We start from the raw sequence: 26,228 nt of genomic DNA on the forward strand, positions 1-26,228 counted from the left end.
GGAGCAGCGCGCGACCGCCGCGGCCCGACTTGACGCCGCCGGCTTTGCCATAAGCGTTGGCCGCGAGCAGTTCCTGGTTCCGTTCGTACTCGCTCCATCCGATGTAGCCTTCGTGATGGTCCTTGAGCACCACCGCCCACTCGCTAGCCGGCTTATAATGGCCATAGCTCTTGCGAACGCGGCCATCGACGATCTCAGTGCGCTTCTCGCTCTTACCATAGACATAGGCGCCGGCGTAGAATGGGTTCTTCAGGATCGAGATCACGTTGCGGTAGCGGATCGGAACCCAGTCGAAGGACACCATCTTGTTGCCGTCGGAGGGTCTGGGGAAATGCACGTCATCGTCGATCATCGAGATCAGGACCTGGCGCGCACTGCCGAGTTCGCGGAAGCGCGCGAATATCAGGCGAATGGTCTCCTGCAGGCGCATGTCGGGATCGAACCCGAGACCGTAATCGCGGTGCCAGACATAGCCGAAAGGTACGGAGATGCGCAGTTCCCCGCGCTGTGCCTTGGCGCGGGCGGCCTCTTACATGCGGGCACGCAGCACGCCGAGCTCGAACTCGCTGATGCTGCCCTTCATACCGAGCAGCAGGCGGTCGTTCGGCAATCCCGGATCGTAGACTCCGTCCAGATCGATCACGCGTGCATCAACTTCGCCGCACAACTCGAGCAGCCGATGCCAGTCCGGCCCGTTGCGCGACAGGCGGGACGCCTCCAGGCAAAGCACGGCGCCCACATGGCCGGTGCACAGATCGTCGACCAGGCGCTCGAAACCGGGACGCTCCACAGCCCCGCTTGCGGTTCGTCCCAGATCCTCGTCGATCACCTCTACTTTGCGGAATCCCCAGCGCCGCGCGACGTCGACAAGCTCATATTGCCGACGTTGGCTCTCAAGGTTGAGCTGGACCTGCGCCTGAGTGGACTGACGCACATAGACGACAGCCTTGCGCTTGAGGACGGCAGTCGGAATCAGATTACCGCTCGTCATCGCAGCTCTCCTCCTCCGTTGCCACGCCGGCGGCGGCCATCAATACATTGGCGAGCCGGGCGATCACTATGGTCCGTTGCGCTGAACTCAGCCCGTTCAGCTTCTGCGAGTCGAGCGGCAAGCTGAGTTGGCGAACGACCACGAGAGATCGTGTCGGTGGTGGCAGGGTTCTCATGTTGCGCCTCCGCGATGGTGAAACCATCCGGACAGCCTCGCCGGAAACGGCGTTCGATCAAGAGCTTGTGAAGCTCAAGCAGCGCGGCAAGCGATACGCGCGGGGAGCCCAGGTCCATCGCCGCGCAAGCCACGGGATCGATCATCCAGGCCGGAGCGGTAATGACATGCCCGGGCGCGACGACGAGATGAATGATCCGGCCGTTGGCGCGCTCTTCGCTGTTCTCGCAGCGAAGCCGATGTCCGAAATACGGGTGCCAACGGTAATGGACCTCGACCTCCTGCCCAACATGGGCAGAATGACCCCGAGATGGTCTGCGGCCGGATGGCGCGCTCGACGGTGTTGGAGTCGATTTCGATGCGGCCGTCGGTGAGGAAGCGCTCGAGCGCGCCACGCCGGCCGAGCGCATAGCGGATCGCCTCGGCGGGCTTCGATTTTCCCGACAGCTTGGGCAGCTCCTTTTCCCACAGCGCAAAGAGAGCGGCAACGATGGCGGCGGATTTCTCCTGACGCGCAGTAATCCGTACTGCCGGGTCCTGGCCGCGTACGGCCTCCTCGGCGGCCCACAGTGGGGCCATCTGCGCCACCGTCTGCGAGGCGATAACGGAGGAGCCTGCGGCATGCAGTTCGTAGAACTTGCGGCGGCAACGACACACGCGCGGCAGTACTCGACGCGGTGCTGCGCGAGTTGCCGAACAAGCAGGCATCTCTGTCGATGCCGGAACTTCTTGACGTGCTTCAGGCGACGGGCCGCCGAGAGCAAGTCGGCAGTGCCACGGCGTTCAATCACTCGATTAAGGAATCTCTCGGGACAGCATCGCCGTCGGTGGCCTTGTTTAATATGGCCAGATCGCTTGGCGCCAGCTACTTGACGCGGGCGGGCGATGCTACACGGCGTGCGGCATGGCACGGCAACTTGAAGACGTTGGCGGACATGTTCACCGGCCCGAGCTCAGTGGAGATGATCCGCGCCGCCACGCAGCGGAGCCCGCAGATCAGCGTGTCGGAAGCGTTGCTGCGATCTGCGCTCGAGAGCGGTGGGACTATTTTCGATCCAGCCGGGCAGAGGCACTGAGATTGCGGCGCATCCGCTTCACTCGCCAGTGATCACGGATGCTCTCAGCCAGCGGCCCGAACACGAAGTACAGCACGTTTCCGACGATGCAGATCAGGATGAGCGTTATGAGAATCCCCATCGCGCGAACGTAGCAGACAGTATTTTGTATGTCGAATGACCTCTAGTGCGTCGCGCAGTGGGTCTATTATGCGCAACACTGCTGAACTCGAAAACGCCATCGGCAGCGCGACGGAATTCAATCGGTCGATAAATGCCGACCAGGGCGGCGATGCGTCGCCGACTGGCGCGCACCGGCGCCGAAACTGGCGGGACTCTTGATACGCGAAGCGGAGGGGAGTAGTACCGATCCGGCTAAGGCCGCGAGGCGAGCAACTCCAAGCCAAAAGCAGCCGGAATATCAAGCGTTGTATAGTCCCACCTAGGCAATCTCGATTCCGGAAGATCAGTGATAAACCGCTCCAACTCTCCCTTGCTTTGGACGCCAAGTAGCATCTTCGCCCTGTCGAAATAGGCGCTCGATTCGCTGCGGGCGAACACCTCAAAGGCTCCATCATAATCGTGCCGGTAGAGTAGAGTTGTCGGCCACCACATTCGACGCCCGCCATCGTTCTTTGCCCGTGCGCGATCTATCTGGTCGCGGAGATAAAGGATGAAATCGGCCTGCATCATCTGCTCAAAAGAGAACGGTTTCCCGACGCACCTTTCTTTCAACAGATCGGCATGCACAGACACTCGTCGTAACTCCAATCGCTTATTTCGGCCTCCGTTGAGCGAAGGCATACCCGCCCAGAAATGAGCAAAGGAAGCGCTTTTGGGCCCGCCGTGACGGCTTGGGTGATAGTATCGATTCGACAGAAGGTGAGCCGCAAACTCGAAATTCTCGCGTCTCACCAAGAACGCCACAAAGGACAGAAACAATTCGTGGCTGAAGAACTTAAAATTATCGAAATGCCATTCCGTGTAATCGCGGGCACTCTCCGGCGCTTCGTTGAACGCTAGCAGCGCCTCAAAAAATCGATCTGTCATATGGAACGCGTCTTCATCTGATCGGTAGCTCGAAAGCGTCGTCAGAAGGGCGAGAATTTGATTTTCGCAAGGGGTCAAACTTTCAATCGACTGAAAAATGACTTCGTCCAACAATTCGTGCTGCCCTTGAATTCGAAAGGCTGCCAAGCCTTCGAGCACGCTGGCGAGGTAATCTTCGGCTGCACCCTTAAAATTCGGACGGCCCGCTTTCAGACCATCCATCGCAGAGTGGTAAGCGGCTGCGTTTCCAAACAGCTTCGGTTTGTTTTCATCGAAGAATTCGGGCGGCTTTCCGATCGCGGGTTTCACATAAACAGGCTTGTCGAAAATCCACCGAACGAGCTGTTCGAAGTTCTGCCGGTAGAGGTCGTCGGCGCTCAAATCTATGTAAATTCGCGAACCATAGTAGGCGGGTAAGAGCGCCCTCCCATCCGCATCACGTTCCCGGACCACCGCTACAAATTTGGTCTGCTTGGCGCTCGCATAGACCTTTGGCGAGATAATTTGAGACTCTATTCCAACGCCACCGCTTCGCTCATTTGCCCGTTCCACGTACTTAGCGTCACAAACCAAAAGCACCTTGGTGATCGTGTCGTCAGTGATCATCGCCTCCATGAAAACGTGCGGATCTTGCCCCTCGCGAAGATCCCACTTGTCGAGAACGACGTCGATGCCGCTTTGACGAAGCTCGGTCCCCAGTTGAAGAACCCATTCCTCGTGATCAGGGTTCGTCCAACTGTAGGAGATAAAGCATCTCGGTGGTTGTGCTGAAGCCTCTGCCAAGTGCTATCTCCTGCTCGAACTGCCTTTTGCGGTGCCATGTCTATGTCGACGGCGAATCGCAGTTTCGCCTAGACTAGCCTAGTTTTCCGAGCCCAAATCGGGTAGAGTTATCGCGCCGGAACAATCGCAGACTCGGGCAACTGCACCAACCGCTTCGGATCCCACCGGGGCTAACGTCAACGGCTTCCAACAAGCATCTGAAATCTGAGTGCGGAGCGCTGCTCCTGCGCCGTGATGCTATCTGGAAGACGACGTTCTGGTGCATCAAATGGCTGCTCCCGAAAAGCCCGTCATCGAATTCAGCTACCAGTACTACCTGCCTTACGGCACGCAGCTTGACAATGTTCTTGCCGAACTCGTCACCAGCATTGACGAGACGATCGACGCTTTGGCCGACGTACGCCGCAGTGACGGCGCGCTGCCGAACGAAAAGGTCACGGTCGACAGCCTTTCCCCTTCCGTCCTGGCGCTACTGCGCGGCGACGGCCCAACCGGACCCACAGGGCCGACCGGCCCGACTGGTGTCGGGGCCACCGGCCCTACAGGGCCGACTGGCATCACCGGTGCTACCGGCCCCACGGGCGTTGTCGGAGCGACCGGCGTTGGCGCGACAGGTCCGACCGGCGTCACCGGAGCAACTGGTCCGACAGGTCCAACCGGCGTCGTCGGCGCAACCGGTCCTGCTGGCGGCCCGACCGGCGCGACGGTGTCGCAGGCCCGACTGGAATTACGGGTGCAACAGGTCCAACTGGCGTTACCGGAGCAACGGGCGTGACCGGCCCCACTGGCCTCATCGGCCGCGATGCCGGACTGCGCTTTCTGTGGGACACTGGCACGACAGCGGCCGATCCGACGACCGGCAAGCTGCGCATCAATAACGCCACCCTGACATCGGCAACGGCGCTCTACATTTCCGAGAACGACAACGACGGCAACGCCATTGCGACGTCGATCGCGCTTTGGGGTGACAGCACGACCACGGCGCGCGTGGCCTGGTGACGATCCGCAAGATCGGCACGCCTGCGACTTTCCTCCAGGTTCAGATCACGGCCGCGCTGACAGACAAGCGGCACTTGGGATCAATTCACAGTGGCCCATGTAGCGTCCGGCGGCACGTTTTCGAACAGCGATCCCGCCGCCGTGTCGTTCGAGCGCACCGGGAACGTCGGGGCCACCGGTCCGACCGGCGTCACGGGACCGACAGGCATCACCGGACCGACAGGCATCACCGGTGCAACCGGCGTGACTGGTGCGACGGGGCCAAGCGGCAGCCCTCTGCCTCGGATTGCCAGTACCGCCAGTTCGGCGACGCCTACGCCGGATTCGACCAACACCGATGAATATATTTTGACCGCGCGGGCGGCCGCTGCGGCTTTCGGTGCGCCGACCGGCACGCCAGCTAACGGCCAGAAACTGATCATTCGCGTCAAGGACAACGGCACCGCCCGCGCCTTGACGTGGGATTCCATTTATCGCGCGGGCACCGATGTCGCACTCCCCGCAACGACCGTCCTCAGCAAGACCATGTATCTCGGCTTTATGTACAACACGACTGACACGAAGTGGGACTTGGTCGCCAAGGTGAATAATATCTGATGCCGTACTCCCAGACGATCGCACTCACTTCTGGCACATCCTGGGTTGTCCCTGGGGACTGGAACAGCGCGGATAACCAGATCGTGGTTATCGGTGGCGGTGGCGGTGGCGGTGCGTTCGGCGGCGGGGGCGGCGGCGGTGGCGGTGGCGCCTGCTGCTTCAAGACTCATTATGCCCTGAGCGGGGCCGGCCCCATCTCTTACGCGCTTGGTGACGCCGGTGCGGCGGGTTCGGCGGGTGGAGACACCACGTTTGATGCCAGTGCCTTCATCGCCAAAGGCGGCACGGCTGGCGCCAGCGCGACGACAGCGGCAGGCACCGGCGGCACCGCGGCAGCGTCGACGGTTCCCGCCGGCGGTTCGAAATTCAATGGCGGTAACGGCGGTACGGGTGAGTCCGCCGGGTCTAAGCGTGGCGCGGGCGGTGGCGGTGCCGGGGGCACGAATGGAGCCGGTAACACTGGCGTCACCCCGGCTTCAGGCGGCACCGGTGGATCGGCGATGCGGGATCAGGTGGCGCAGGCGGCACATTTACTAACCCAGGGGGCGCTGGTGGTGCCGGTAGCGAATTCTCCATTACCGCAGGCGGCTCGGCTGGCTCTGGCGGTGGCGGCGGTGGTGCGTCAGGCAATTCAGGTGGCGGCGCTGGCGGGAACTATGGCGCTGGCGGCGGCGGGCGAGGAAATGGTCTAGGCACCAGCGGCGCGGGCACCGGCGGCCTTATCATCATTCAATATAATCCGGCGGTTTCGACCGACACGTCTGGCATGTTTCTGGTGTTTTAACCGATCGCCACCATTGGCCGTGACGACGGCAACGGTCAGTTCAGTGGGAGCTTGTGAATCTCCAGTCTGACCGGACCGCCTCTGTCGCAGCTTGTGCAGAACAGACCCCGCTCGACCGTGCTGAACAGCGCATCCTTGCCATAACGCCGGATCAGACCGGCCGGCTTCACCTCGGCATGATGCGAACAGTTTTTGCACCAGGCACGCAGCTTGTGCCATTCGCGCAGATCGCCAAGAGACACATCGAGCCCGGCATGCACGCTGCCTTCCACTATCACTTGCGGTGACACCATGGGCTCGCCTGGCGTGATAATCTTTTCATCACATGCCGGCTGTTGTAGTGGATCAGCAGCATCCCCGGCCGGCGCCGAATGGCGGCTTGCCATGCGGCTTGGCTGACGCTTGAATCCGGCGATCGACAGATGGTTTCGACAAGGGCCTTTTCCTCCCGATCCCAAACCTCGATCCGGAAATTGTCCTCCGCAGTTTTTGCCATAGCTTCGCCGGCCAGCGTCCATTTTGGCGCTTCGCCATCGCTCCTTCCCGCCTCAGGTTGAACCAGAAATAAGGAACATTTTCCTCTCTGGTCAAGGCGCTCTTGACAATTTTGTTCTCATTCTGTTCACTGTCTCTAAAGATCGCAAAAAGAAGCCCTGCGTGCCGCACTGAAACCCGTCCCGATGAGCGATGAACCTATCCGCCTGCCGGATGCAATAGAGCCCGTCACGCGGCCTGGCGTTCAGCATCACAGGTGCGAGCGTCCCGACTGTGGCAAAGATGCAGGATGGGGATTCGCCAAGTCGCGGCAGCCATCGCACTGGTTCTGCTTTGAACACCGTTCTGATGGCGAAGTATATCTCTAGGAGCGTGGCAAAGGATGGTCAGCGCCGAAACGACAGAATGAGTATGTCGACCGGGAGATCGACTGCCAGGAGGCGATGGAACCGGGCTTTCAGGTGATCGTCGATTGCATGCTCGAGGCGGGATGGACGCGCGGGGAGATCACGCGGTCGTTGAAGCGGCTCATCGCGCCGACAACATGACCCAGAAGGAAAATGCCAAAGTCGAGGCACAGCTCGCCATCGCTCGCGCCATGATGCGTGCCGGCCGGCCTTGACGATCGCAGGACGGGCGCCAGTATCCTGGCGATGGATGAGAACTACATCTACGGGGAAAGAACTGGCCTGCAGCTCGTTCGCATGGCGATCGAACTCACCTGTCCAGCCGGCGTTCTGCCGAGCGAGGAGGCAGTGAACCTGCTCTATGGACCGCTGCCGGTGCATGAGGGCGAGGCGCTGGCAAAGGCGATTATTGACACCGTCGAGCGACTGACCCGCTGCCCGAACTGAAGTTGCCCAGCCCCGATGATAGGCACCTTAGTCTGAACTGTCTGCGCAATGGTCCGTTGCACAGGCGGCGTCAGGAACCGCGGCGCTCATTCACAGTTGGTAGCGTCATCTCCGGGAGGAGAGTTCGGCGCAAGACAAGGATTGCGCTGATAGGGCCCGCCAGCCATTCCTGGACTTGGCAGGCGGGCCCTTATTTTCCCGGACGCTCCGGATCGTCGCCGAAGCCAAGCAGCGAAGCGTGGCGTATATACTTGTGCTCGCCACGAAGATACTTGATCCGTAGCTTTACGCCTGGCTCAACCCACTGCGTCGCCGGTCGCTTCTTGATGCCGCCCGGAGGTGGGCCGGCATGTTCCATGACCCGCTTCCACAGCCGCTCCTTCATGTCGCGCCCCAACGAGATGAAAGCTGAACCGACATACTTTCCGGTGTCGGGATGCGCCAGCAAGGCGAACGCCGCCTTGCCCGGCTCTCGCTCGACGCCGAGCAGTTCGAATTCTTCGACCGTCCAGCTCTTGGTCTTCAGCCAGTTCGACGTCGGGCCACTCCGATATGGGCTGTCGGCGCGCTTGGAGACGATCCCTTCAAGCCCAGCCTGGTCAGCGAGGTAGAAAATCGACTTGGCATCACCGGGTAGAGCCTCGCTGAACTGAATGCGGCTGTTCGGCTTGATGATGCCAAATAGAATTTCCCGGCGCGCCTTGCATCCGATGTCGCGCAGATCGTGGCCGTCAAGATGCATGATATCGAAGGCGCCGAGGATCGTGGCGTAGGGATCGCTGTGGACGGCTTTCTGTAGTGCGTCGAAATCGGGCAGGCCATTCACGCCCGTGACGACCGCCTCGCCCTCAAAGATCGCGCTCTTGACGTCGAGATCCCGCGCGGCCTCGATGATGCCGGTGTATTTCCGCGTCCAATCCGCTCCGCTGCTGCTGAAGGCGCGAATATCGTCAGGGCTGCTTATGATGATCTGGGTTCGGTAGCCATCGAGCTTGATCTCGTGAATCCAGTGTTCACCCTCGGGTGGCTTTGCGACCAGCTTGGGCTCCATCGCACGGATAAACGCCAGCCTCGCCCCGTTCATACAAACTCCACGCCACACCAACCCGATTCAATAAACTTTGAACGTTTCGGTTCCGCGAAGCTCAAAGCCCGCGTCTCTGGGGGGAGGAGACGCGGGCAGATCGGATGCCATTACCGATCTTGCAGCAATATCGTGTGAGGGGAAGGATTTGCTGCGTGCACCGAACCTTCCCCGCGCGCCGGTGTTCCAACTGACCGCAAAAAATCCCGCCGCACTGCCAGAACGGCGGGACCGATCAAGCGCTTTGCACCAGGCGGGGTGGGCGTGGGTCGGGCTTTGCCAAGTGCGCGCGGACCGAAAGTGACCTTAGGGCAACAGCGGCAAAGCGTCTACCAACCGCCGGTTGGCGCGGCGAAGGACGGAATTCGGCCGCCGACAGACCAGGCGTCCCGGGCAGCTAATCGCTCCCAACCAGACGGAAGCGAAAGTTGTTGCGGATGTGGTCGTTGAAGTAGCGACCCTTCGCGAAGGCGGCTCGGAATTCGGCGTAAGTGTCCGGTGGCACGTCCTCGAATTCGTACCGTTTGCCGCTGGCGACGAACCACACCGAGAGGATTTTGCTGTCCGGGTCGTATTCCGTTTTGCGTATGGAGGTGGACGGCATGACGGCGGCTCGATCAAAAGCAGTCAACGATCGGAGAGGCCGGCGCGTTCCTGGGTCAGTGCGGTGCGCCGCGGGCCAAGAGGCCCGACCGCCGTCGGCTCTGGACTTGGCCCTCAATTAGAAGCACTCTGCCCCTCAAGAGGAGACAGGGGTTGGGCAAGTCTCGCTATAATGGTCGAACCGACCAGTGGCGTAAGCCGGGGCGCGTGCGCCAACTGGCTGGCGTTCCGAAGCGGCTCGTGTTCGTGGCCTTGGCCGCGATGGCAGCCTACGGGACGCAGTTCGTCGTGCAACATAGCGATCCTGTGCCCGAGCTCAACGTATCAAACTGGATCGGATCAAAGCCGGCGCCGATCGCCGGTGTCGCGTCTGTCATCGATGGCGATACGATCGAGATCCACGGCCAGCGCATCCGCTTTAACGGCATCGATGCGCCCGAGAGCCGGCAGTACTGCAACGACGCGAAGGGTTCTGAGTATCCGTGCGGACGCCGGGCCGCTAACGCGCTGGACACGTTCCTGGCCGCGTCGAAGCCGGTGCGATGCAGTTTCGTCACTTGGGATCGCTACGGCCGCTTTGTCGGCGACTGCCGGCGGGTGGACGGCTCCGGTGTCGCCTCATGGATGGTGGAACACGGCCAGGCGCTGGATTGGCCGCGCTATAGCCACGGCGCGTACGCGGAGCAGCAAGCAAAGACAGAGGCGGCGAAGGTCGGTCTGTGGGTCGGAATGTTTCAGGCGCCCTGGGAATGGCGCGCGGCGCACGCGGATGGCGCGGCGCCGTCGGGCCAGCCGCTCGGCATCATCGGCAGCCGGCAAGTGGCGCGGAGCTATTCGTGCGAGCCGCGGAGGACGTGCTCGCAGATCAGCACGTGCGATGAAGCCCAATGGTATGTTGGCAACTGTTCGTGGGGCCGCAAGCTGGACCGAGATGCCGATGGAGTAGCGTGCGAAACGCTGTGTTAGTGAAAGACAATCCGCCGAAGGGGTTTGGCGGAACTGAGTGATTGGGTGGGAGGGTGAAATGGGGCTCGGTCGACGAGCCGCAGTTTCGGCTGCGGTAGTCTTGGCGCTTGCAAGCGCCTCGTGCACGACATCGCAACAGTCGCTCAAGAAGAATCCGAGCGCAGTCAGCACTTCAGCGCTCTGCAGGACGCTGGCGTCTACCAAGGACGCGACGTTCCAGCAGGATCTTTACGCTGAACTAACGCGCCGATCGGTGACGCTAGATCAGTGCGCCAACATGATCAGGAAGCAGAACCAGGCGATCGCAGCCGGCGTCGCAATCGCTGCGGTGGGCGCGGCCGTTGTGGTATGCTCGAATAACAACTGCGGCGGTGGGGGCTATGTCAGGCCGAACTATTACCAGGGTGCTGACTGGGACGAATTCTACAGCCAGTACAGCCAACTTGTTTGGGCTTGTCGAGACATCGCGACCGGTCAATTTGTCGACTACAGCAACTGCATGGGCAAAGCGCAGACAGATTGGCGCTGGCCTGCAAAATACGTCTTCTGAAACGAACGCCAGCAAGACGCTTGGCAAGCTGGGGTGAGAATTGAATTACTATATCTACGAGAATTGGGCCCACGATCGGGGGCGAATCCATAGAGCCGACTGTGGCTTCTGCAACGGAGGTCAAGGCACGCAGGCCGGAGCGGGCGACAGGAACGGCCGCTGGCTCGGCCCATTTGACCGAGAATCCGCATTCGCAAAAGCTACCCAGCTCAATGGCGCTGACATGCGCGGCTGCTCAATATGTAATCCCTAAACGACTGTCGGGCGAGGAGGGAGATTTCAGTGCCGCGCGCCGCCGGCCAGGAGGTATCTGTAGCCATTCGTCGTCATCCACCGTGCGCGGGCAAGATGTGTCTCCCATGCCCGGAATGCACGATCCTTCTCCGGATCGATGTGCAGCACGATCCTGGCGACCTCGCGCCAGTCCGCATCTTCATATAGGTAAGCATGCATTCTTCGTCGTAGCCGGTCAGGACCGATGAATTGGGCGCCTCGTCGGCGACGTCGGGGTCAAACAAGGGTTTGCGCATGGCCAAGTTCTAGTGACCGTTAGCCGTGTTGCAAATCGCGGATGCGAAATTCTGAGCCGCTTGGAAAAGCGTTAGCCCCTCCTTGACTCTGCCGAGCGTTTAATTTCAACAGTCCAGCGGGGGTGACGAAAAGTGAAGAAACCTGACGAGGTCTGGAAGAATTGGCATGCATTGAGAGCAGCCAATGAACGTCGCCGCAAAGCAGCAACGTCAGGGGGAAGCCGTATTCCGACAGTCTTACCTGCGGAGACTGCCAATCCGAGATTGCCAAGACCGGCAACCGACATCGTTGCACCTATAATGGAAGTAAGAAGGGGCAGTCGGCGCAAACCCTACCTGTATATTCAACCTCCTGCTGATTTCTCGCTTCGATCGAACTATGAACAGGTCGCGTCGTTCTTCGCGTATCTTCGTTTCCAAATTTATCGTGACAAAATACCATCTGAGCTCCCTAGGGGTGTTGCTTTCGAGGCTTTTCAACGTGCCTCGCCAGGGGCGGCCCTCGTATTGGCGGCAGAGTTATTCCGTTGGCAGCAATTTATCGGGAGAAAGCTCGCCATCCTGAGACACAGCCTCTGGAATCCAGAAATTGATTATCTTTTCCAGAACCTGGGTCTGTTCGATTTTCTTGAGACCCCCAACAAACCAAAGATCCGGCGCCGGCCCGCAGCGCCCCTGGTTGAAATCCTCAAATATCGCAGTGACACTGATGTGGTGGGCGCCAAATGCGACGATTTGTTGGAACATTTGGCGGAAATTTCCGGACCAATACATGCGGCCAATTTCATCTATGACGGGCTCATTGAGGCTCTTAAGAACTCTAAGCAACACGCCTATTTGGAACCCGATGAGTGGTTCGGCGTTCCTGCGGGTACGTGGTTTATGTCCGGTTCGTATAACCGAACTTCGCAGTCCCTCACAGCAGCAGTTTATGACATGGGAGTTGGAATTCCCCGCACCTTGCCCCGGGCTACGATTTGGGAAGGGGTGCGCGGTGTTTTGACTGCATTGGGTGGAACGACCGATGATGCGCAGATGATCAAAGCCGCTATGGAATACGGGCGCACCCGTACCATGGTCCAGGGGCGTGGCAACGGCCTTCCCACGATGATGAGGATCCTCGACCACCACCGTGGATACCTGCGAATTATCAGCGGGACGGGTGAGGCTGTTTATGATAGCGTAGATAGTGTGATAACCACGACCAACCACAGGGTGGCCTTGGGCGGCACACTGATTGAGTGGAGCATTTCAAAATGACGATGGCTCTGAAGAATCGGGTGGCGACGATCAACATACTCAAGCAGTTTTCGAAGACCCCCGGCGGCCGATACTACACTGATGGCCCCGCATCGGGGCAGAAATTTCGTGAGGAATTTCTGCTTCCCGCATTGGCCGCGAACGACCGCGTCGTCGTTGAGATGGATGGGACTAGAGGTTACCCGTCTTCGTTTTTGGAAGAGGCCTTCGGCGGTTTGACCCGCGAACTGAAATGGTCGCCTGAAGAGTTCCGCCAGCGCATTGAACTTCATGCATCGCCGGACTTCGCTGTGTATATTTCAGATATTGAATTTCATGTCAGAAAAGCGAGCGATGGCGGACGGCGCTGAAACCTTCTTCATCTCCGTGCTCGGCGGCGTAGCTTCTGGTTTGGTCGGTTTAACTGGATTGGCCATTCAGCAGCGTTTCACATCGAACACGCAGATGATTGACGCCACCCTTGCGGAACTTGAGCAAATGACCGCGGAATGCGCAGCCAAAGCTTCGGCCGTTTGGATGCTGCCGGGCGACCCCTTGTCGCCAGACGTGGAAAATACAATCGTCAGCCTACACGACATCAATGTTTTCGCGAATTTCGTCACTACGCGCGTCAAGAACTCGCACACTAGAGTCAATTCCGCCTTCCTGAATTTTAGGCAAGCCACTAGCGGCGATGATTTTGATGTGAAGGGACGCCAGCCCGACCCTACCAGGGTGCTTGAGATTCGTTCCACGGCCTCAAAGCTCAAGATTGCGTTTCGAGAGGTGAACTACGAGCGAAAGGCGTTCCACTTTCCGTACCTGGATATCTGAGGCCCGGTTCGTCCGTCCGATCGGGCTATCAGATATCAGGCGCTAGCCGCCTGATCGTGTCGGCCACGTAGGAAGGCGCCAAGTGTGCATAGTGCTTCTCGGCCATTCGAGTATCGCTATGGCCGAGCGCTTCGGCGATGACGATCAGGGGCGCCCCGTTGCGGACCATCGTGCTGGCATAGGTGTGCCGGATCTCGTGCAGCGTCACGTCTGACAGTTTGGCCCGAGCGAGCAGCGCCTTCCACGGCCTATTGTATGTGGACGGCGCCCAAGCCGCGCCGCTTTCCTGCCGCAGCAGCGCGTCGGTGCCGGGACGGTCGCGAGAAAGCCTTTCGAATAGCTCGGCGCCGCCGGCAGGCAATGGGATGTGCCGCGGCTTGCCGCTCTTGCTCTCGGCAATGAAGACAGACTTGTTGGCTGCGTCGTAGTCCGACACACGCAGCCGGGCGAGCTCGCCGAAACGGGCGCCAGTCACCAGGGCGGCCGACACGAGATCGCGAATTGCGCCGTTACTGGCGGCGATCAACGCCTTCTGCTCAGCCGGCGAAAGGAAGCGGACCCGCGCGGCAGTCGTGCCGCGGTACGGCTTCACAAGGCGCCACGCAGCGTCATCAGTAACTAGCCGATTGTTGAACGCCCAATTGAGCGCGGCTTTCAACGTCGTCAGCGTTCGGTTGGCTGAGTCCCGGCGGCGGCGGATAGTTTCCGGGTCCGACAGATCGACGGTAACGACATTTGCCTTTTTGGCGAATTTGCCGGTGCGCAACCGCTTCTGCGCCGAAACCATGCCGTCGCGCCAGGCACGAATCTTTTCTATCGAGAGATCCGCGACCTTCGACGATCCGAGCTTTGGTCGAATGTGGAACGCTGCCCTTGTCTTCGGATCGACTTCATGCCCTCGGCGGCGCGTGCTTCGAAATACCGATCGAGCACGTCATTTAGAATCAGCGCCACAGGGGCATCGTTGCCAGCCTTTAGCGATTTGAGCCACCCGCGAGCCGCGTCCTTTGCCTGCTCATGCGAAAGGATGGTTGAACCACGGCGGGGATGAGATCGTCGGCGCGGCCCAGCTTGATCTTGACGCGAGTGCCGTCGCTCGAGCAGCGATGCTGCCAGCCAAGAACCGCCACGGCCATAGCTCCCGCGGCCGCGCCCGTAGCCCAACCGCAAACCGGGATTGATGATCTCCCATTCGGGAGCATCCGAGTAAGAAAGAGCCGCCCGACTAGTTCGGCTGGATAATACGCTGCGGCGCTGCGCCATATTCGCTCCGAAGATTTTCGTTGCCAATTTCGTTGCAACAAACCCGCCCAATCGCAGATGGTCGCGTCTACACAATAGCGCACATTGACCTTTTAAATCAAACGTGTATGGCTGATCAAAGTTGTTCATGAATGTTCAAGATGCCGCCCTCTCACGGCGGGAACAGCGGTTCGATTCCCCTTGGCTTACGAAAATCAATGACTTACTTTTGGATGCGTCATTCGGTCGAATATCCGCCGAATAAACGTCCGCGTAGACCAGCGATTGAGGCGGCGTGTCCGCGCCAGTGTGAGTTCCCATCCGCGTTCCGCGTGGCCCCGATCGCAGCTCCCGCTACGGCGCACGCTTTCTTGCCAGCGTCGAGCTCGATAGCCCGGCAATGGCCAGTTTTGTTGTCGGGCAGCTGTGGGTGGTCGCTCACTACGAGGACATGCTGGAGCGCGGCAGTGAGCTCGCCAAGCGGTGAACGGCGCAGCCGACACGATCCTTAACCGCATCATGGATTCCTCTTTGCGTACCTGGCTACTGATAGTGAGGCTAGAGATCGAGCCGTAGTGCTGTGCGCGCACCAGCATGTCGAACATCGACTTGTCGTTGCTGAACTCTGTAGGTGCCTCAAGCATTAGTTCGCTGAAGATGCGGTTCTCCGCATCAGAGCGCACTCCCCGCATAATAGAGGGCTTCAGTTGCCACTTGGCATCAGACTCGCCACGGTAGCAGCGAGCGCCACCTGTCATCTCAGGGAGCTCGAACACCCGTTGCAGGTATGCCGTCACGCTTTCGACTAGCAGCGGCTTCTTCGTGCCCCGGTTCGCTTCATAGTGGAGGTCGCAATCTTGGCCGCCCCAGCCGACTTGGGACGAGGAACCATCCTACGTATATGTGAGGTCATCCGCCGTCCGCTCCATGCCCCTCATGTGCATAAGATAAACAAAGGCAGAAAATCTACAAGTTCATCCTCGTCTAAATTGAGCTTACTTCTTCCAAGAGCTTAATCAGTCGACCATTGAGTCTTTTCGTTTTGTTCACGAGGTCGATCGAAGATTTCCGTAAACCGCCTTTATAAATGATAGGATTGCAAATAGCATCATCATTACCATTGCAAGTGTGAATGCCATGGTCACATAGTCCCAGGTGGGTTGCAGCTTCCCTATGGTTTCGCGGGTCAGAGGGAAATTTAGCCAAATCCTTATGGCATTGCAGAAGCAAAAGAGGACCACAACGGCAGCGGCGAAGCCTATAGCGATCGCTTTAAGGCGTGCCGCAGTTGTGGAAACAGTAATCAATACGAAGAAAATGGCGAACAGAGTGGAAATGGCCAACGCTGTGGAAATGACCTGATCGTTGGCATCTGAACGCATTATGTACGTGTTTTTGAAGAGCGTAGCCCAGCTAGAAACCCAGCCCTGAAGAAGCTCTGGCGTGACCTTTCGAATAAAGTCAAAAATCTCTTCTAAACTCATCCGCCTGAGCTCTGGAAGAGCGGCATTGGTATGGCTCCCAACACTCGGCCATGCTTGTCGCGAAACTCGTAGAACGCCGGCGCAGGCCCCCAGGCGTTAGAAAAGGGGGTGAGCACGTCAAAGCTGATCGATCCGTCGCGCGAAAGCCCTGTCGCCTCTTTGTTTTCTTTGAAGAAGGCCGCAGCGAAGAAGTCGGATTTTATCGGGAAAACAGGCGTGACCGTAACGTCCTCAACCTTGCCAAGCTTTCTTCCCTCATACTGTTTCGCGGAGTAAGCGAAGAAGCTTTGGAAGCCACCCCCCGTCACGCCTCCTGGGATCGGTGCGATGCCAATTTTTCCGGTAACTTCGAGCATTGTGTCGTGCGGATCATCTGGGTCGCTTGGGAAGAATACTCTCACATCATCCTGCCACCCATCGGGAGGTAAGTCCGTACCCTGAGGTTCGTTCCCAACTTGGGTGGCGGGAGCGCAATTTCCTTCTTTGCCATTTCGTTCTTCGTCGTCGGCCGTCCCCATGAACTCGGCAGGCGTCCTTTCTCCGAGGTTCCCATGTTGGATGCAGCCACGCACTGGCCTGGGGCTGATGTCGTCACGCAATCGAGGCGTGGGTAGTTCGACTGTCGCGGGAACATAGGTCTGAAATGGCCCAGCGATAAACCAGCTGACTAGGAGATCGCTGTTGGGATCGAGGTTTTTAACACAAGAAATGTAACGTCGCAGCTTGCCTTTCTTCTCGACCCAGGAGCTGGTTACGAAGTTGAAGTTGCCGACGTGATGTTCCTGACGGGTATCGCCCTCATCGCAGGTTTTCGCTTCGGCCGGTACAACGGAAAGACGCTCGCAAGCAGGTCAAATCGCTTGCGCCTGCCGTAAGAGCTCCACCGGCGGCGCGCCATGACGACGGCCCGCCGAAGCGAGCACCGCGAGCAATCGGGCAGCAGGCACAGCATTCAATCCCCGAAGGCGTCAGTCGACATTCGACAAGAGACATATGGCGCGGCGCGAGCGCTGGGGCTTACGACTGACGGAAGCGGCTCTCAATCCGAGGCGATGCCGTTCTTGATCCGTGTGAGGTGGCTTTCGCCTTCCTCCGGGCCGAAGCAGCTTTCGAAATCATTGCATTCCCGGCAACTGGGCGCGCTGCACAGCGAAAAACCTTCGGCCTCGCAGAGCTTGCGGTAAAAGTATCTCTTCCATTTCATATTTTGGGTGTTGCCGGCCGCCAGCCTCGGAAAATGCGAGGCGAGCAGGCAGCAGAGGTCGCTTCGATTAAAAAGGCCAAGGTCCTGCCAGAGATGGTCATTGCGCATGGCACGCCGGGCGATGATCTTGGCGAAGCGGGCGCTCGCCGGGTCGCCCGGCCGGGCATGCTCCAGCAGCAGTCCGCGCAGAAGTTCTTCCTCCGGATCCGGCTCGGGCTCGCTCACCTCTTCCAAGGCAAACGCGTTGATAGGAATAGCAGGGAAACAGCGGGCCAGGACATCGCGCAGCTCGGCGCGCGAAAGGCCGGTTGCCTCCGTCACCGTCGCCTCGCCGGCCTCGCCCTCCTCGAGCGCACGTGAAAGCACACAGGCAAGCACATGCTGGTCGAACCTCCTCTCCAGCTCGATCTGCGGCCATCGGCCGGTGCTGAGCCGGGCATAGTGTTGGGCAAATATGGTGCCGTTCTCCTGGTTTGTCATATCAAGTCATGCAGCGACCCGGCCGGCCGCAACATGGGTCGGGCAGTTCTTCGGGTAGAGGCAGTCGCGGATCGCCTCGCGGTCGAGTAGATCGGTCATTTTCGTCTGGTCCATCGGCTCTGTCGCAAATTCTGTGATTGGAAGAGGTGTTTCGCGAACCCCCGCCCTGCCGTTTGCGCCTCATGGGGAACACCTCGGCGCCGGAAATGCCCCCGCGGAGTTGGACGTGGACCGTGCTGGGACAGAGGTCGCGTGCCGTCCTTTCCAGTGCGGCCACATGGTCGACCCCATTCAAGCCCGGTAGACTCTCGGTTGAATGACGTCCGATTCAAAGCGTCCGCGGGTGAGTTCCAGCGCACGTTCAGGACAGGATCGCGCGCCTCGCGATGCAGGCAGCTCCTCCCCTTCCGCAACTTCAATGTCACCAGGCAGGATGTAACCCTCGCCATCAAGCTTGAAGATGTCCGGCGCTTGCGCCGCGCATCGGGCGTGACCCTGGCATTTGGCATTTTGGACGATGATGCGCATGACGCTGCCTCCATTGTCTGTGCCCCGGCTCGGGGCGGGCCTAGGACCAGTCCAGGATCAAATTTTCGATCCCGAACACATGGCCACCAGAGGTGATGGGTGCCGTACCCTCCTTGATCCGGAAGGCCGGGATGCGCGCCAGCCACTCCTCCAGGGCAATGACAATCTCCCGCCGGGCAAGGTGTGAGCCAAGGCAACGGTGGGGACCATAGCCAAAGGCGGCGTGGCGGTTGTCCTCGCGCTCCAAATCGATCGTGTTAGGGCATTCGAATTCCGCCGGGTCACGATTGGCAATCATCGTGGCGCAGGAAACATAGTCCCCCTTCCGGATCGGCGCGCCTTCGAAGTCGATATCTTTCGTTGCCACGCGGATCAACTGAACGGTCGGATAGACGCGAAGCAATTCTTCGGCCGCGAGCACGATCCGGTCCGGTTCGCTCCGCAGCAATTGCTGATCTTTGAGGTTGCGCGCGAGGTAGGCCAAGTCAAAGCCTATAGCTGCTGCGACCGTGTCGAGCCCAGCGACGAAGACAAGCACGCCGATGCCGCGGACTTGGGTGTCCGTCAGCCGGCGGCCCTCGACCTGTGCCTGCACGACAAAGGTCATGAAATCATCAACCGCCTCCTCGCGGCGCGTGGCTGCAAGTTCGTCGATGAATGCCACGATCGTCCGGGCCGCCGCCGGGCGTTTCACATCGTTACCGTGAAGCAGATCTTTCCCCCAGCCGACAAATGTGTCGAGTCGGTCATCCGGCAGCCCCAGAAAGCGAAGGAAGATGCTCACCGCGAAAGGAAATGCAAAATCCTTCATGACGTCGCAGCTTGTGCCCGACGCGGCGATCCTTTCGATCAGCTCGACCGCCCGTTCGCGGACAGCCGGTTCCAAAGCCATCACCCGCTTTGGCGAAAGCAGCGGATTGAGTAGTGAGCGAAAAACGCCATGGGCAGGCGGATCCAATTCAAGCGGGATCATCGGCCAGTTTTCGCCAAGCGCGGACGCGAAGATGCTGCGATGGCTCGAAAACGTTTCGGCGTCCTGCAGCACCCGGCGCTGGTCACTGGCGCGAGTGATGACCCAGGTACCCCGCCCATCGCGCGTGTTGCAGGGCGAGTAGAAGATCGGCGGCCCGGCATGTACGCAAGCGACGGCTGCTTGCGGATCCCCGTTGGGCGTCGGTGACATCCCTGGTGACGTAAACAGGCTGAAGTCCCTCACCATTTCGGGCGGGACATGATCCGGAACGGGGTTGGTCGCCATTTTGCTTTCTCTACATTGGCGTTCGTGGCTCGATTGAGATTGCACCGCTGTTCATAAAGTCGATTTCCAGCATGGGTATGTCTCTTGTCGGGCGCTTCTAGATTGTGTCGCCCGATACAGCCCACCTGCACCAGCGCGGATGAGATCGAAGTCAATCAGAAGGGGCATCTCCGCCGCGCTGCGGTCATGAAGCAAAGCCGCCGCTTATCCAGTTAGGGTTGAGAGGCTGGTCAATCACCGCTGAGCTCCGTGACGCACCGCTGACGCCCTGCTGATGCCCTGCTGATCAAATTGTCAAAGCAAGTCGCGTGCCGGATAGGCGTTACCCATGGCGCTGCACCAAGCGATGCCAGCCTGCACTGGGCCCGCCGCCGCTAAGTTGATGATGACCTGTCCATCATTCTTAGGACAACGTCCGACAACCGACATCCACGGTCGGTTTTGTCGAGTCCGCGACATCGGGCTGTTCGGCCTGGCTGCTGCTGCACTGCCTTCCGGTCGACGAGCGAGAAGATCGCTCGCACGGCCCGGATTGAGCAACGACGCGATCCAGCGCAAGGATCGGGTGCGGTCCGACAAAACCCGGCGGCGCTTGCGCGCGATGATCGAAATTATCAACAAGGTCGAGCCGCGCTTCGGTTCGGCGCTGATGGCGTATGGGTTGTATGCAGCCGCTGCAAGGATTTTCGGTTTAGACGGCGATGCACTCGTGCGCAGCGGTCCGGCCGACGACGAGCTTGACTGTATCGATGCGGCTAATTCCGGCGTGCACACCTGACCGTGCGTATGCGCTACGACGGCAAGCTCTATCGCACATGGACCTATATTTCCTCGCGAGCCGCTGTCGGAAGGTGGTGCCGAGTCCTATGGCGGCCGGTTCAATCCGGGGGCCTGTCGGCACTCTACACATCCCGGTCGGTCGGATCGGGAACGCGTGGCAGACTCTCGACCAGAAACCGCCAGTCGCTGCGCTCGCGTTCGCCTTCCTTGCGCGTGCCGAAGAACTGGATGATCATCTTGCCGTCGGCGCCATAGGCTTCAACGGACGTGACGTGACCGTCCCTCGTCGGCTTGCGCACGGCCCAGACCTCGCGGATGTGATGAGTCCTAAGATGGAGATGGAAGTTCTCGTCGAGCACATTGATCCGCGGCCCGATCTGCTTGACCGACTTGATCGGGCCGGAATGGATCTGGATGCAACCACGATTGCCGACAAAGCACATGATCGGCATCTCGTCTTCGGCCGTCTGTTGGAACAGGGCGCCAACGGCATCATTGTCGAGCAGCCAGGCGTAATCCTCGTCGGCCATACGCATCGCCTGGCAGCGGCTGAGCTTCAGGGTCTTCAACATATGGTAGAACTGATGCACGTCGCTCAGCCGGCTCCAGTGCTCGCGTAGGTCGTCGACCGTGGCGGCTTGGTCTGGACTCACTGCGTTATCGCGCGCCCCGCTCGCCTCGACCGATATGATCGGCTCCTGGTCGGAGGATACGAGCTCTGCCGCCAGATTCTGATATGCGTGCAGGTTCGAGGCGGGCCTGAGATGTACTTTGTGCATCGCCTCGCCGGTGGCATCAAAGAATTGCAGGCTGCGGCGGATCTCGGCTCCCTCGCGCTTCTCGACGGCGAAGCCATACGCCCACGCTTTCGGGAAGATGCGCAGGTCGATCTCGTCGCCGAGCACCATGGCATGCGGGTTGCCGGTGACCACTTTGTCGTAGACGCCGATCTTTTGGTGCACGGCACTTTGGTTGCGGGTGACCGCCATCACCTCGCCGACCGCTTCGAGGCCGGTCAGCAGATCATCGACGCGCGGCTCGATGCGCACCGCGCCGTGACCGCAATGCGCCGCGACCAATTCGGCTTCCGAAATGCCCAATCGAGCGGCGAGATCATGCTCCCGGATTTTCGGATTGTCTTCGCACGCCCGCCGGATTTCGTCCGGCGACGGTTTCTCGCGCTGGTCCATGTCTTACCCCTGCTTCCACCTACGTGTGAGGATCAGCTGCCCTGCCGGTGAATCTTCAGCCGATCGGGCGCGCCGTAATGCTCGACCCTGATCTGCTGCTGGCCCGTGAACAAAGTGTCGCTGGACAGCGTGCGCACCTCGTCGCACCCGCGCGAAAACGGGGGGTGCTATCGGAGCGGCGAGACCCGAGTGACACGAGCAGGCACATGCCGATGGAATCTCATCGAGGCGGTCGGTGGCCACCGGGCGGTGGTGAGCGATTGTGGGTGTTGTCGCAATCGGCCAATCGGTCATTCGGATGCCACGGGCGGCGCTGCTTCGCCAAACAAAGCGTGTCTGACCCAGTCCTGACATGTTGCTCCCTTGCTTCGCCGCATCGATCGCGAGGGCACCCACGACACGATTGTGGATCGGCAGTCTCTTGCCGCCTCGCCAGTGGAGCTTCAAAAACCGTGCCAATTGCGCCGAAGCAAGCTCAGAAGGAGTCTTCTGTAATGGTCATTGGTTTAATGTGAGTTCAGCCAACAACTCAGGCCCAACATCCCGCGTGGCGGACCCGACAAACCCGACAGTACGTGTCGGTTGGCCGACACCTTCGCAGCAATGGACTCACAAGAACCACCGCAGGGTCAGAGATGCCGCGCTGTGTTGAAACATTTTTTCGCTTTGGCACGGTGCATGCAACGTGATGCGCAAGCAGGTCCCGGACTGAGGAGAATGGAGCCATGATTACGCTCACCGACAACGCTGTTGCCGCCATCAAGACTGCTCTTTCCCGCGCCAGCGAGCCGGCGGAAGGCTTTCGCATCATGGTCCAGGCCGGCGGCTGCGCCGGCTTCAAATACTTAATGGGCCTGGAGAGCGTGTCGCGCGAGGGCGACGCGATCACCGAGACAGATGGGATCAAGCTGTTCGTGGACGCGGGCTCCCAACCGCATGTCGCCGGCATGACCGTCGACTTCCTCACCGGGCTCGAATCTTCCGGCTTTGTCTTGGATAACCCCAACGCGCGCGAGAAGTGCGGCTGCGGCAAGTCCTTCAGTTGATCGCCCGAAGCGCCTGTGCGGGTCCATGAAGCGATTGCCGCCGACGGACTCATTTGCGGCAGAGGAGGCTTATATGGCCGGCACAACAGATGTCCCTGTCCTCAAGAACAAGGCAAGGTCGAAGCCGATCTTGGGACCGGCAATCGCTTCAGGTAGGATGCAAAGAACGTCGTCTCCCGAAACAGTTCGGTTCCTGGTGGCACCCAAGCTGCTGGCGGCCAAATCGCGCCGCTGCGCCAAATTCGGCTTATCGATAACGTTGTCGTGTTCGGGCGTCCTTACCTGCGGGCTGACGGCGGCGACTGCGGACTTGGCCATGTCGACGCCGATCCGGTCTACGTCAAACTCTCGGGCGTCCGCGCCGGCTGCCAGTTCGGGCCCATCATCATCAACGGCATACGCCAGAGGCTCAATGAGGCGGTCGCGCGCTCGCGTCATTCCGGTCAACTGAGGATCGCACATGAAACCTATCTACCTCGACAACAACGCAACCACACGGGTCGATCCTGAGGTCGTGCAAGCGATGTTGCCGTTCTTTAGGGATCAATTCGGCAACCCTTCGTCGGCGCACGCTCTTGGCGCCTCAGTCAGTGCGGCGGTGAAAAAGGCGCGGAGGCAGTTGCAAGCTCTGATCGGCGCGGAGTTCGACGATGAGATCACCTTCACCTCGGGTGGGACAGAAAGCGACAATGCAGCGCTTCTTTCGGCGCTCGAGGCGGCGCCCAACCGAACCGAGATCGTTACGTCCGCGGTCGAGCATCCCGCCGTGCTGACGCTCTGCGCGCATCTTGAGAAGATCCGCCGCGTCAAGGTGCACAGGATCCCGGTGGATTGCCGTGGCCGGCTCGACCTCGACGCCTATATGGCCGCCCTCACCCCACAGGTGGCAATCGTCTCGATAATGTGGGCGAACAATGAGACTGGTGTGATCTTCCCCGTGGCCAGGCTTGCGGAGTTGGCCAAGGAAGTGGGCGCCCTTTTCCATACCGATGCTGTGCAGGCGGTCGGCAAGCTTCCGATGGACCTGAAGTCGACCGCAATCGACATGCTGTCGCTCTCCGGCCACAAGCTGCACGGGCCGAAAGGGATCGGCGCGCTTTTCGTAAAACGTGGCGTCAATTTCCACTCGCTGATCAAGGGGGGCCACCAAGAACACAACCGGCGTGCTGGCACCGAGAATACGCCCGGCATAGTCGGGCTCGGCATGGCGGCCGAACTCGCCTTGAAATTCATGGACGACGAGACCACACGGGTAAAGTCGCTCCGCGACCGTTTAGAGGACGGGATTCTCCAGCGCATCCCAAGCACCTGTGTCACTGGTGATCCCCTGGAACGGTTGCCCAACACCGCAAACATCTCCTTCGAACATGTCGAAAGTGATGGAATTCCACTCCTCCTCAGCCGCGTGGGCATCGCGTGTTCCTCCGGCTCCGCCTGCACCTCCGGCTCTCTGGAACCGAGCCATGTCCTGAGCGCGATGAAAACGCCACACGCGGCAGTCCGCTTCTCCTTGGCGCGGGACAACGGCGAAGCGGACGTCGACCGGGTCCTCGAGGTCATGCCGGCAATCGTGGAGAAGCTGCGTGGCTTTCCCAGTTCTGGGCCGGGTAAGCGAAGCTCCGAAGACGTTCAATCCGGTCTATGCCTGAGCGGCAGCAGAACCGGCTACCGTTCATGACCCGTCATGTCTTTCTCAACGATACGACCTTGCGCGATGGCGAGCAGGCGCCCGGCGTCGCCTTTACCACGACGGAAAAGCTGGAGATCGCCGAGTCTCTTGCGGCGGCCGGCGTCACAGAGATCGAGATCGGCACGCCGGTCATGGGCGCCGACGAGATCGAAACAATTCGCGCCGTGGTCGCGCGGTGTCTCCCGGTTCGGCTCATGGCCTGGTGCCGGATGACGTCGCTGGATCTCGATGCAGCGATCGAGAGCGGCGTCCACGCCGTCAATCTATCGCTGCCTGCGTCGGACATCCAACTTGCCGCCAAGCTCGGCCTCGATAAGGCGGGAGCGCTCCAGGTCATCGAACATATGGTCAGGCGCGCAGCCGCCGCCGGCTTCTTCGTCGCGGTGGGCTGCGAGGATGCCTCGCGGGCCAATCGGGATCATCTCGCCCGCGTCATCGAGACGGCTGCACGCGCGGGCGCAAGCCGCGTCAGGCTAGCCGACACAGTCGGCGTTCTCGACGCGTTTTCGACCTTCGAACTTGTCGCCCAGCTCGTGGCGCAGTCTCCAATCGACCTTGAATTTCATGCGCACAACGATCTCGGACTTGCTGCCGCCAACACGCTGGCCGCGATCCGCGCAGGCGCGCGCCATGCGTCCGTCACCGTCCTGGGGCTCGGCGAGCGTGCGGGCAATGCCGCGCTGGAAGAGGTGGCCGCCGCGATGGCGGTCTTCGACGGCGCGGATACCGGCATCGAGCTGACCGCATTGCCCGACCTCGCCGCCCAGGTGGCTTGGGCCGCCCGCCGGCAGACCGCGGCCATTAAGCCGGTCGTCGGCGCCGATGTTTTCACCCACGAATCCGGCATTCACGTGGCAGGGCTGCTGAAGGACTCGCGTACTTATCAGGGGCTCGATCCGGCTCTCGTGGGCCGCTGCCGGCGTATCGTCATCGGCAAGCATTCCGGCGCCGCTGCGATTGCCCATGTGCTGAGCGAAAGCGGTCGCGATCTCGACCCGGATCTGGCAGCCGCGATGGTGGCCCGCGTCCGGCGCGAGGCGGCCGAGACCAAATCGACCGTCGCTGCAACTCAACTGGTCGAGCTCTACGATGGAATGTGCAGCGAGGCATCCCTCGCGGAGCTGTGCGGGTCCAGGTCAGCAGTGCGCGAGCGCACCGACACCACAGTTTTCCGACCAGGGAGAATGCAATGAATTGTTCCGCTGACAGCCGCCCCATCGATGTCACCGACATCCTCGCACGACTGAAGCGCCTGTCGGCTGCGGAGGAGTTCTTCGCAGTCCTTGGCGTCTCCTATGATCCGAAGGTGCTGAATGTCTCGCGGCTCCATATCATGAAGCGCGTGGGCCAATACCTTGCCGAAGAAGATTTCTCCGGTCTGCCCGACCAGGTGATTGCCGCGCGGGTGCGCGCGACGCTCGAACGCGCTTACGAAGACTTCGCGATTTCCTCGCCGCTCACGCATCGGGTCTTCAAGGTGCTCAAAGACCACGATCCGAACAAACCTGCCACGCCGGGCCGCACCTTTGTCCCGTTCGACTCCGTACTGAAGCGGTTCGGACAGGAATGACCGCGACACGGGTTGCGACGCGACAATGTCGAGAAGCCGACAAATCCGGTCATCACCACGGCGCCCTCAGAAGCAACCAAGCGAAGTTCTAGCAATACGGGGCAGCGCAAAACAGTTGGCACGAATGATGCGCACCAAAGAGATAACCGCCAAGCCCGCATCCGGACA

General features: G+C 60.2%; 31 protein-coding genes and 4 pseudogenes. 18 read left to right on the forward strand and 17 right to left on the reverse strand.

Features of this window, described 5'->3' with window-relative positions; translation table 11 throughout:
- From NKI17_RS18360 to NKI17_RS37005, 3 genes and pseudogenes are all read right to left on the reverse strand, one after another.
- Positions 1–991 (reverse strand): annotated as a pseudogene (locus NKI17_RS18360) (recombinase family protein); the annotation flags it as partial.
- Positions 978–1,166: a hypothetical protein gene (locus NKI17_RS18365; protein WP_128178386.1), complete on the reverse strand. Its 189-nt coding sequence runs from the start codon at positions 1,164–1,166 to the stop codon at positions 978–980. The pseudogene NKI17_RS18360 and the gene NKI17_RS18365, both read right to left, overlap by 14 nt.
- Before the next feature lie 308 nt (positions 1,167–1,474).
- Positions 1,475–1,810 (reverse strand): annotated as a pseudogene (locus NKI17_RS37005) (IS66 family transposase); the annotation flags it as partial.
- A 32-nt stretch (positions 1,811–1,842) separates the two neighbouring features.
- Here NKI17_RS37005 and NKI17_RS18375 point away from each other — a divergent pair.
- A complete protein-coding gene (locus tag NKI17_RS18375) occupies positions 1,843–2,241 on the forward strand; it encodes a hypothetical protein (RefSeq protein WP_352906490.1) in 399 nt (132 codons plus the stop codon).
- A gap of 354 nt (positions 2,242–2,595) precedes the next feature.
- Here NKI17_RS18375 and NKI17_RS18380 read toward each other — a convergent pair whose 3' ends face one another.
- Positions 2,596–4,053 (reverse strand): toll/interleukin-1 receptor domain-containing protein, encoded by a 1,458-nt coding sequence (locus NKI17_RS18380; protein WP_352692247.1) that lies wholly within the window; start codon positions 4,051–4,053, stop codon positions 2,596–2,598.
- A gap of 268 nt (positions 4,054–4,321) precedes the next feature.
- Between NKI17_RS18380 and NKI17_RS18385 the strand changes: the two genes are divergently transcribed.
- From NKI17_RS18385 to NKI17_RS18400, 4 genes are all read left to right on the forward strand, one after another.
- On the forward strand, positions 4,322–4,828 hold the full coding sequence (locus tag NKI17_RS18385) for a hypothetical protein (RefSeq protein ID WP_352692246.1): 507 nt from the start codon (positions 4,322–4,324) through the stop codon (positions 4,826–4,828).
- Positions 4,825–5,052 (forward strand): hypothetical protein, encoded by a 228-nt coding sequence (locus NKI17_RS18390; RefSeq protein ID WP_352692245.1) that lies wholly within the window; start codon positions 4,825–4,827, stop codon positions 5,050–5,052. The genes NKI17_RS18385 and NKI17_RS18390 overlap by 4 nt, the downstream gene beginning before the upstream one ends.
- 90 nt (positions 5,053–5,142) lie before the next feature.
- Positions 5,143–5,649: a hypothetical protein gene (locus NKI17_RS18395; RefSeq protein ID WP_352906491.1), complete on the forward strand. Its 507-nt coding sequence runs from the start codon at positions 5,143–5,145 to the stop codon at positions 5,647–5,649.
- Positions 5,649–6,341, forward strand: coding sequence for a glycine-rich domain-containing protein (locus tag NKI17_RS18400; RefSeq protein WP_352828437.1), 693 nt, complete (start codon positions 5,649–5,651; stop codon positions 6,339–6,341). The genes NKI17_RS18395 and NKI17_RS18400 overlap by 1 nt, the downstream gene beginning before the upstream one ends.
- A 127-nt stretch (positions 6,342–6,468) precedes the next feature.
- Here NKI17_RS18400 and NKI17_RS18405 read toward each other — a convergent pair whose 3' ends face one another.
- The gene (locus NKI17_RS18405) at positions 6,469–6,951 is read right to left on the reverse strand and encodes a hypothetical protein (protein ID WP_352906493.1); all 483 of its coding nucleotides are present in this window, start codon (positions 6,949–6,951) and stop codon (positions 6,469–6,471) included.
- A gap of 402 nt (positions 6,952–7,353) precedes the next feature.
- Between NKI17_RS18405 and NKI17_RS18410 the strand changes: the two are divergent.
- Positions 7,354–7,550 (forward strand): annotated as a pseudogene (locus NKI17_RS18410) (hypothetical protein).
- Between the two features lie 31 nt (positions 7,551–7,581).
- A complete protein-coding gene (locus NKI17_RS18415; RefSeq protein ID WP_352692240.1) occupies positions 7,582–7,782 on the forward strand; it encodes a hypothetical protein in 201 nt (66 codons plus the stop codon).
- 190 nt (positions 7,783–7,972) lie between these two features.
- Here NKI17_RS18415 and NKI17_RS18420 read toward each other — a convergent pair whose 3' ends face one another.
- Both NKI17_RS18420 and NKI17_RS18425 read right to left on the reverse strand, forming a co-directional pair.
- Positions 7,973–8,866: an ATP-dependent DNA ligase gene (locus NKI17_RS18420; RefSeq protein WP_352906495.1), complete on the reverse strand. Its 894-nt coding sequence runs from the start codon at positions 8,864–8,866 to the stop codon at positions 7,973–7,975.
- Between the two features lie 397 nt (positions 8,867–9,263).
- Positions 9,264–9,470: a KTSC domain-containing protein gene (locus NKI17_RS18425; RefSeq protein WP_352646961.1), complete on the reverse strand. Its 207-nt coding sequence runs from the start codon at positions 9,468–9,470 to the stop codon at positions 9,264–9,266.
- A gap of 152 nt (positions 9,471–9,622) precedes the next feature.
- On the opposite strand from NKI17_RS18425, the gene NKI17_RS18430 reads away from it, so the two are divergent.
- Positions 9,623–10,435 carry a thermonuclease family protein gene (locus NKI17_RS18430; RefSeq protein WP_352828441.1) on the forward strand — a complete coding sequence of 271 codons (813 nt, stop codon included), beginning with the start codon at positions 9,623–9,625 and terminating at the stop codon, positions 10,433–10,435.
- Between the two features lie 100 nt (positions 10,436–10,535).
- Positions 10,536–10,985, forward strand: coding sequence for a hypothetical protein (locus NKI17_RS18435; RefSeq protein ID WP_352906496.1), 450 nt, complete (start codon positions 10,536–10,538; stop codon positions 10,983–10,985).
- Positions 10,986–11,264: 279 nt separating this feature from the next.
- Here NKI17_RS18435 and NKI17_RS18440 read toward each other — a convergent pair.
- Positions 11,265–11,515 (reverse strand): annotated as a pseudogene (locus tag NKI17_RS18440) (DUF2285 domain-containing protein).
- 132 nt (positions 11,516–11,647) lie between these two features.
- On the opposite strand from NKI17_RS18440, the gene NKI17_RS18445 reads away from it, so the two are divergent.
- The 3 genes from NKI17_RS18445 to NKI17_RS18455 are packed head-to-tail and all read left to right on the forward strand — an operon-like array spanning position 11,648 to position 13,588.
- Complete coding sequence (locus tag NKI17_RS18445; RefSeq protein ID WP_352692236.1) at positions 11,648–12,775, forward strand: hypothetical protein; 1,128 nt, start codon at positions 11,648–11,650, stop codon at positions 12,773–12,775.
- The gene (locus NKI17_RS18450) at positions 12,772–13,125 is read left to right on the forward strand and encodes an STAS-like domain-containing protein (RefSeq protein WP_352646953.1); all 354 of its coding nucleotides are present in this window, start codon (positions 12,772–12,774) and stop codon (positions 13,123–13,125) included. Before NKI17_RS18445 ends, NKI17_RS18450 begins: the two co-directional genes overlap by 4 nt.
- On the forward strand, positions 13,109–13,588 hold the full coding sequence (locus NKI17_RS18455) for a hypothetical protein (protein WP_352646951.1): 480 nt from the start codon (positions 13,109–13,111) through the stop codon (positions 13,586–13,588). Before NKI17_RS18450 ends, NKI17_RS18455 begins: the two co-directional genes overlap by 17 nt.
- A 28-nt stretch (positions 13,589–13,616) precedes the next feature.
- Here the strand turns inward: NKI17_RS18455 and NKI17_RS18460 are convergent, their stop codons facing one another.
- From NKI17_RS18460 to NKI17_RS18495, 8 genes are all read right to left on the reverse strand, one after another.
- A complete protein-coding gene (locus tag NKI17_RS18460; protein WP_352692235.1) occupies positions 13,617–14,375 on the reverse strand; it encodes a tyrosine-type recombinase/integrase in 759 nt (252 codons plus the stop codon).
- Positions 14,376–14,401: 26 nt separating this feature from the next.
- Positions 14,402–14,980 carry a hypothetical protein gene (locus NKI17_RS18465; RefSeq protein ID WP_352692234.1) on the reverse strand — a complete coding sequence of 193 codons (579 nt, stop codon included), beginning with the start codon at positions 14,978–14,980 and terminating at the stop codon, positions 14,402–14,404.
- A 65-nt stretch (positions 14,981–15,045) separates the two neighbouring features.
- Complete coding sequence (locus NKI17_RS18470; protein WP_352692298.1) at positions 15,046–15,588, reverse strand: FRG domain-containing protein; 543 nt, start codon at positions 15,586–15,588, stop codon at positions 15,046–15,048.
- A 288-nt stretch (positions 15,589–15,876) separates the two neighbouring features.
- Complete coding sequence (locus NKI17_RS18475) at positions 15,877–16,314, reverse strand: hypothetical protein (RefSeq protein ID WP_352692233.1); 438 nt, start codon at positions 16,312–16,314, stop codon at positions 15,877–15,879.
- Positions 16,311–16,832: a hypothetical protein gene (locus NKI17_RS18480; protein WP_352906499.1), complete on the reverse strand. Its 522-nt coding sequence runs from the start codon at positions 16,830–16,832 to the stop codon at positions 16,311–16,313. Before NKI17_RS18480 ends, NKI17_RS18475 begins: the two co-directional genes overlap by 4 nt.
- Positions 16,833–17,353: 521 nt before the next feature.
- A complete protein-coding gene (locus tag NKI17_RS18485; protein WP_352906500.1) occupies positions 17,354–17,998 on the reverse strand; it encodes a nitrogen fixation protein NifQ in 645 nt (214 codons plus the stop codon).
- Positions 17,999–18,289: 291 nt separating this feature from the next.
- The gene (locus tag NKI17_RS18490) at positions 18,290–18,526 is read right to left on the reverse strand and encodes a ferredoxin (protein ID WP_352646943.1); all 237 of its coding nucleotides are present in this window, start codon (positions 18,524–18,526) and stop codon (positions 18,290–18,292) included.
- A gap of 40 nt (positions 18,527–18,566) precedes the next feature.
- The gene (locus tag NKI17_RS18495; protein ID WP_352906501.1) at positions 18,567–19,784 is read right to left on the reverse strand and encodes a cytochrome P450; all 1,218 of its coding nucleotides are present in this window, start codon (positions 19,782–19,784) and stop codon (positions 18,567–18,569) included.
- Between the two features lie 328 nt (positions 19,785–20,112).
- Here NKI17_RS18495 and NKI17_RS18500 point away from each other — a divergent pair, with 328 nt between their 5' ends.
- A complete protein-coding gene (locus NKI17_RS18500) occupies positions 20,113–20,562 on the forward strand; it encodes a hypothetical protein (protein ID WP_352906502.1) in 450 nt (149 codons plus the stop codon).
- Positions 20,563–20,686: 124 nt separating this feature from the next.
- On the opposite strand, the gene NKI17_RS18505 is transcribed toward NKI17_RS18500, so the two are convergent.
- A complete protein-coding gene (locus tag NKI17_RS18505) occupies positions 20,687–21,754 on the reverse strand; it encodes a hemin-degrading factor (protein ID WP_352906504.1) in 1,068 nt (355 codons plus the stop codon).
- A 725-nt stretch (positions 21,755–22,479) separates the two neighbouring features.
- Between NKI17_RS18505 and NKI17_RS18510 the strand changes: the two genes are divergently transcribed.
- From NKI17_RS18510 to nifW, 5 genes are all read left to right on the forward strand, one after another.
- Positions 22,480–22,800, forward strand: coding sequence for an iron-sulfur cluster assembly accessory protein (locus NKI17_RS18510; protein WP_352906505.1), 321 nt, complete (start codon positions 22,480–22,482; stop codon positions 22,798–22,800).
- 264 nt (positions 22,801–23,064) lie between these two features.
- Entirely contained in the window at positions 23,065–23,310 is a 246-nt protein-coding gene (locus NKI17_RS18515) for a NifU family protein (RefSeq protein ID WP_352906506.1), read from the forward strand.
- Entirely contained in the window at positions 23,261–24,478 is a 1,218-nt protein-coding gene (nifS, locus tag NKI17_RS18520; RefSeq protein ID WP_352906507.1) for a cysteine desulfurase NifS, read from the forward strand. The genes NKI17_RS18515 and nifS overlap by 50 nt, the downstream gene beginning before the upstream one ends.
- Positions 24,475–25,683, forward strand: coding sequence for a homocitrate synthase (nifV, locus tag NKI17_RS18525; protein ID WP_352906509.1), 1,209 nt, complete (start codon positions 24,475–24,477; stop codon positions 25,681–25,683). The genes nifS and nifV overlap by 4 nt, the downstream gene beginning before the upstream one ends.
- Positions 25,680–26,060: a nitrogenase stabilizing/protective protein NifW gene (gene nifW, locus NKI17_RS18530; RefSeq protein WP_352491471.1), complete on the forward strand. Its 381-nt coding sequence runs from the start codon at positions 25,680–25,682 to the stop codon at positions 26,058–26,060. The genes nifV and nifW overlap by 4 nt, the downstream gene beginning before the upstream one ends.
- Positions 26,061–26,228 lie beyond the last annotated feature (168 nt).

Origin of the sequence: Mesorhizobium sp. M0816 (genome assembly GCF_040320005.1) — a bacterium.
Classification (GTDB): Bacteria; Pseudomonadota; Alphaproteobacteria; order Rhizobiales; family Rhizobiaceae; genus Mesorhizobium.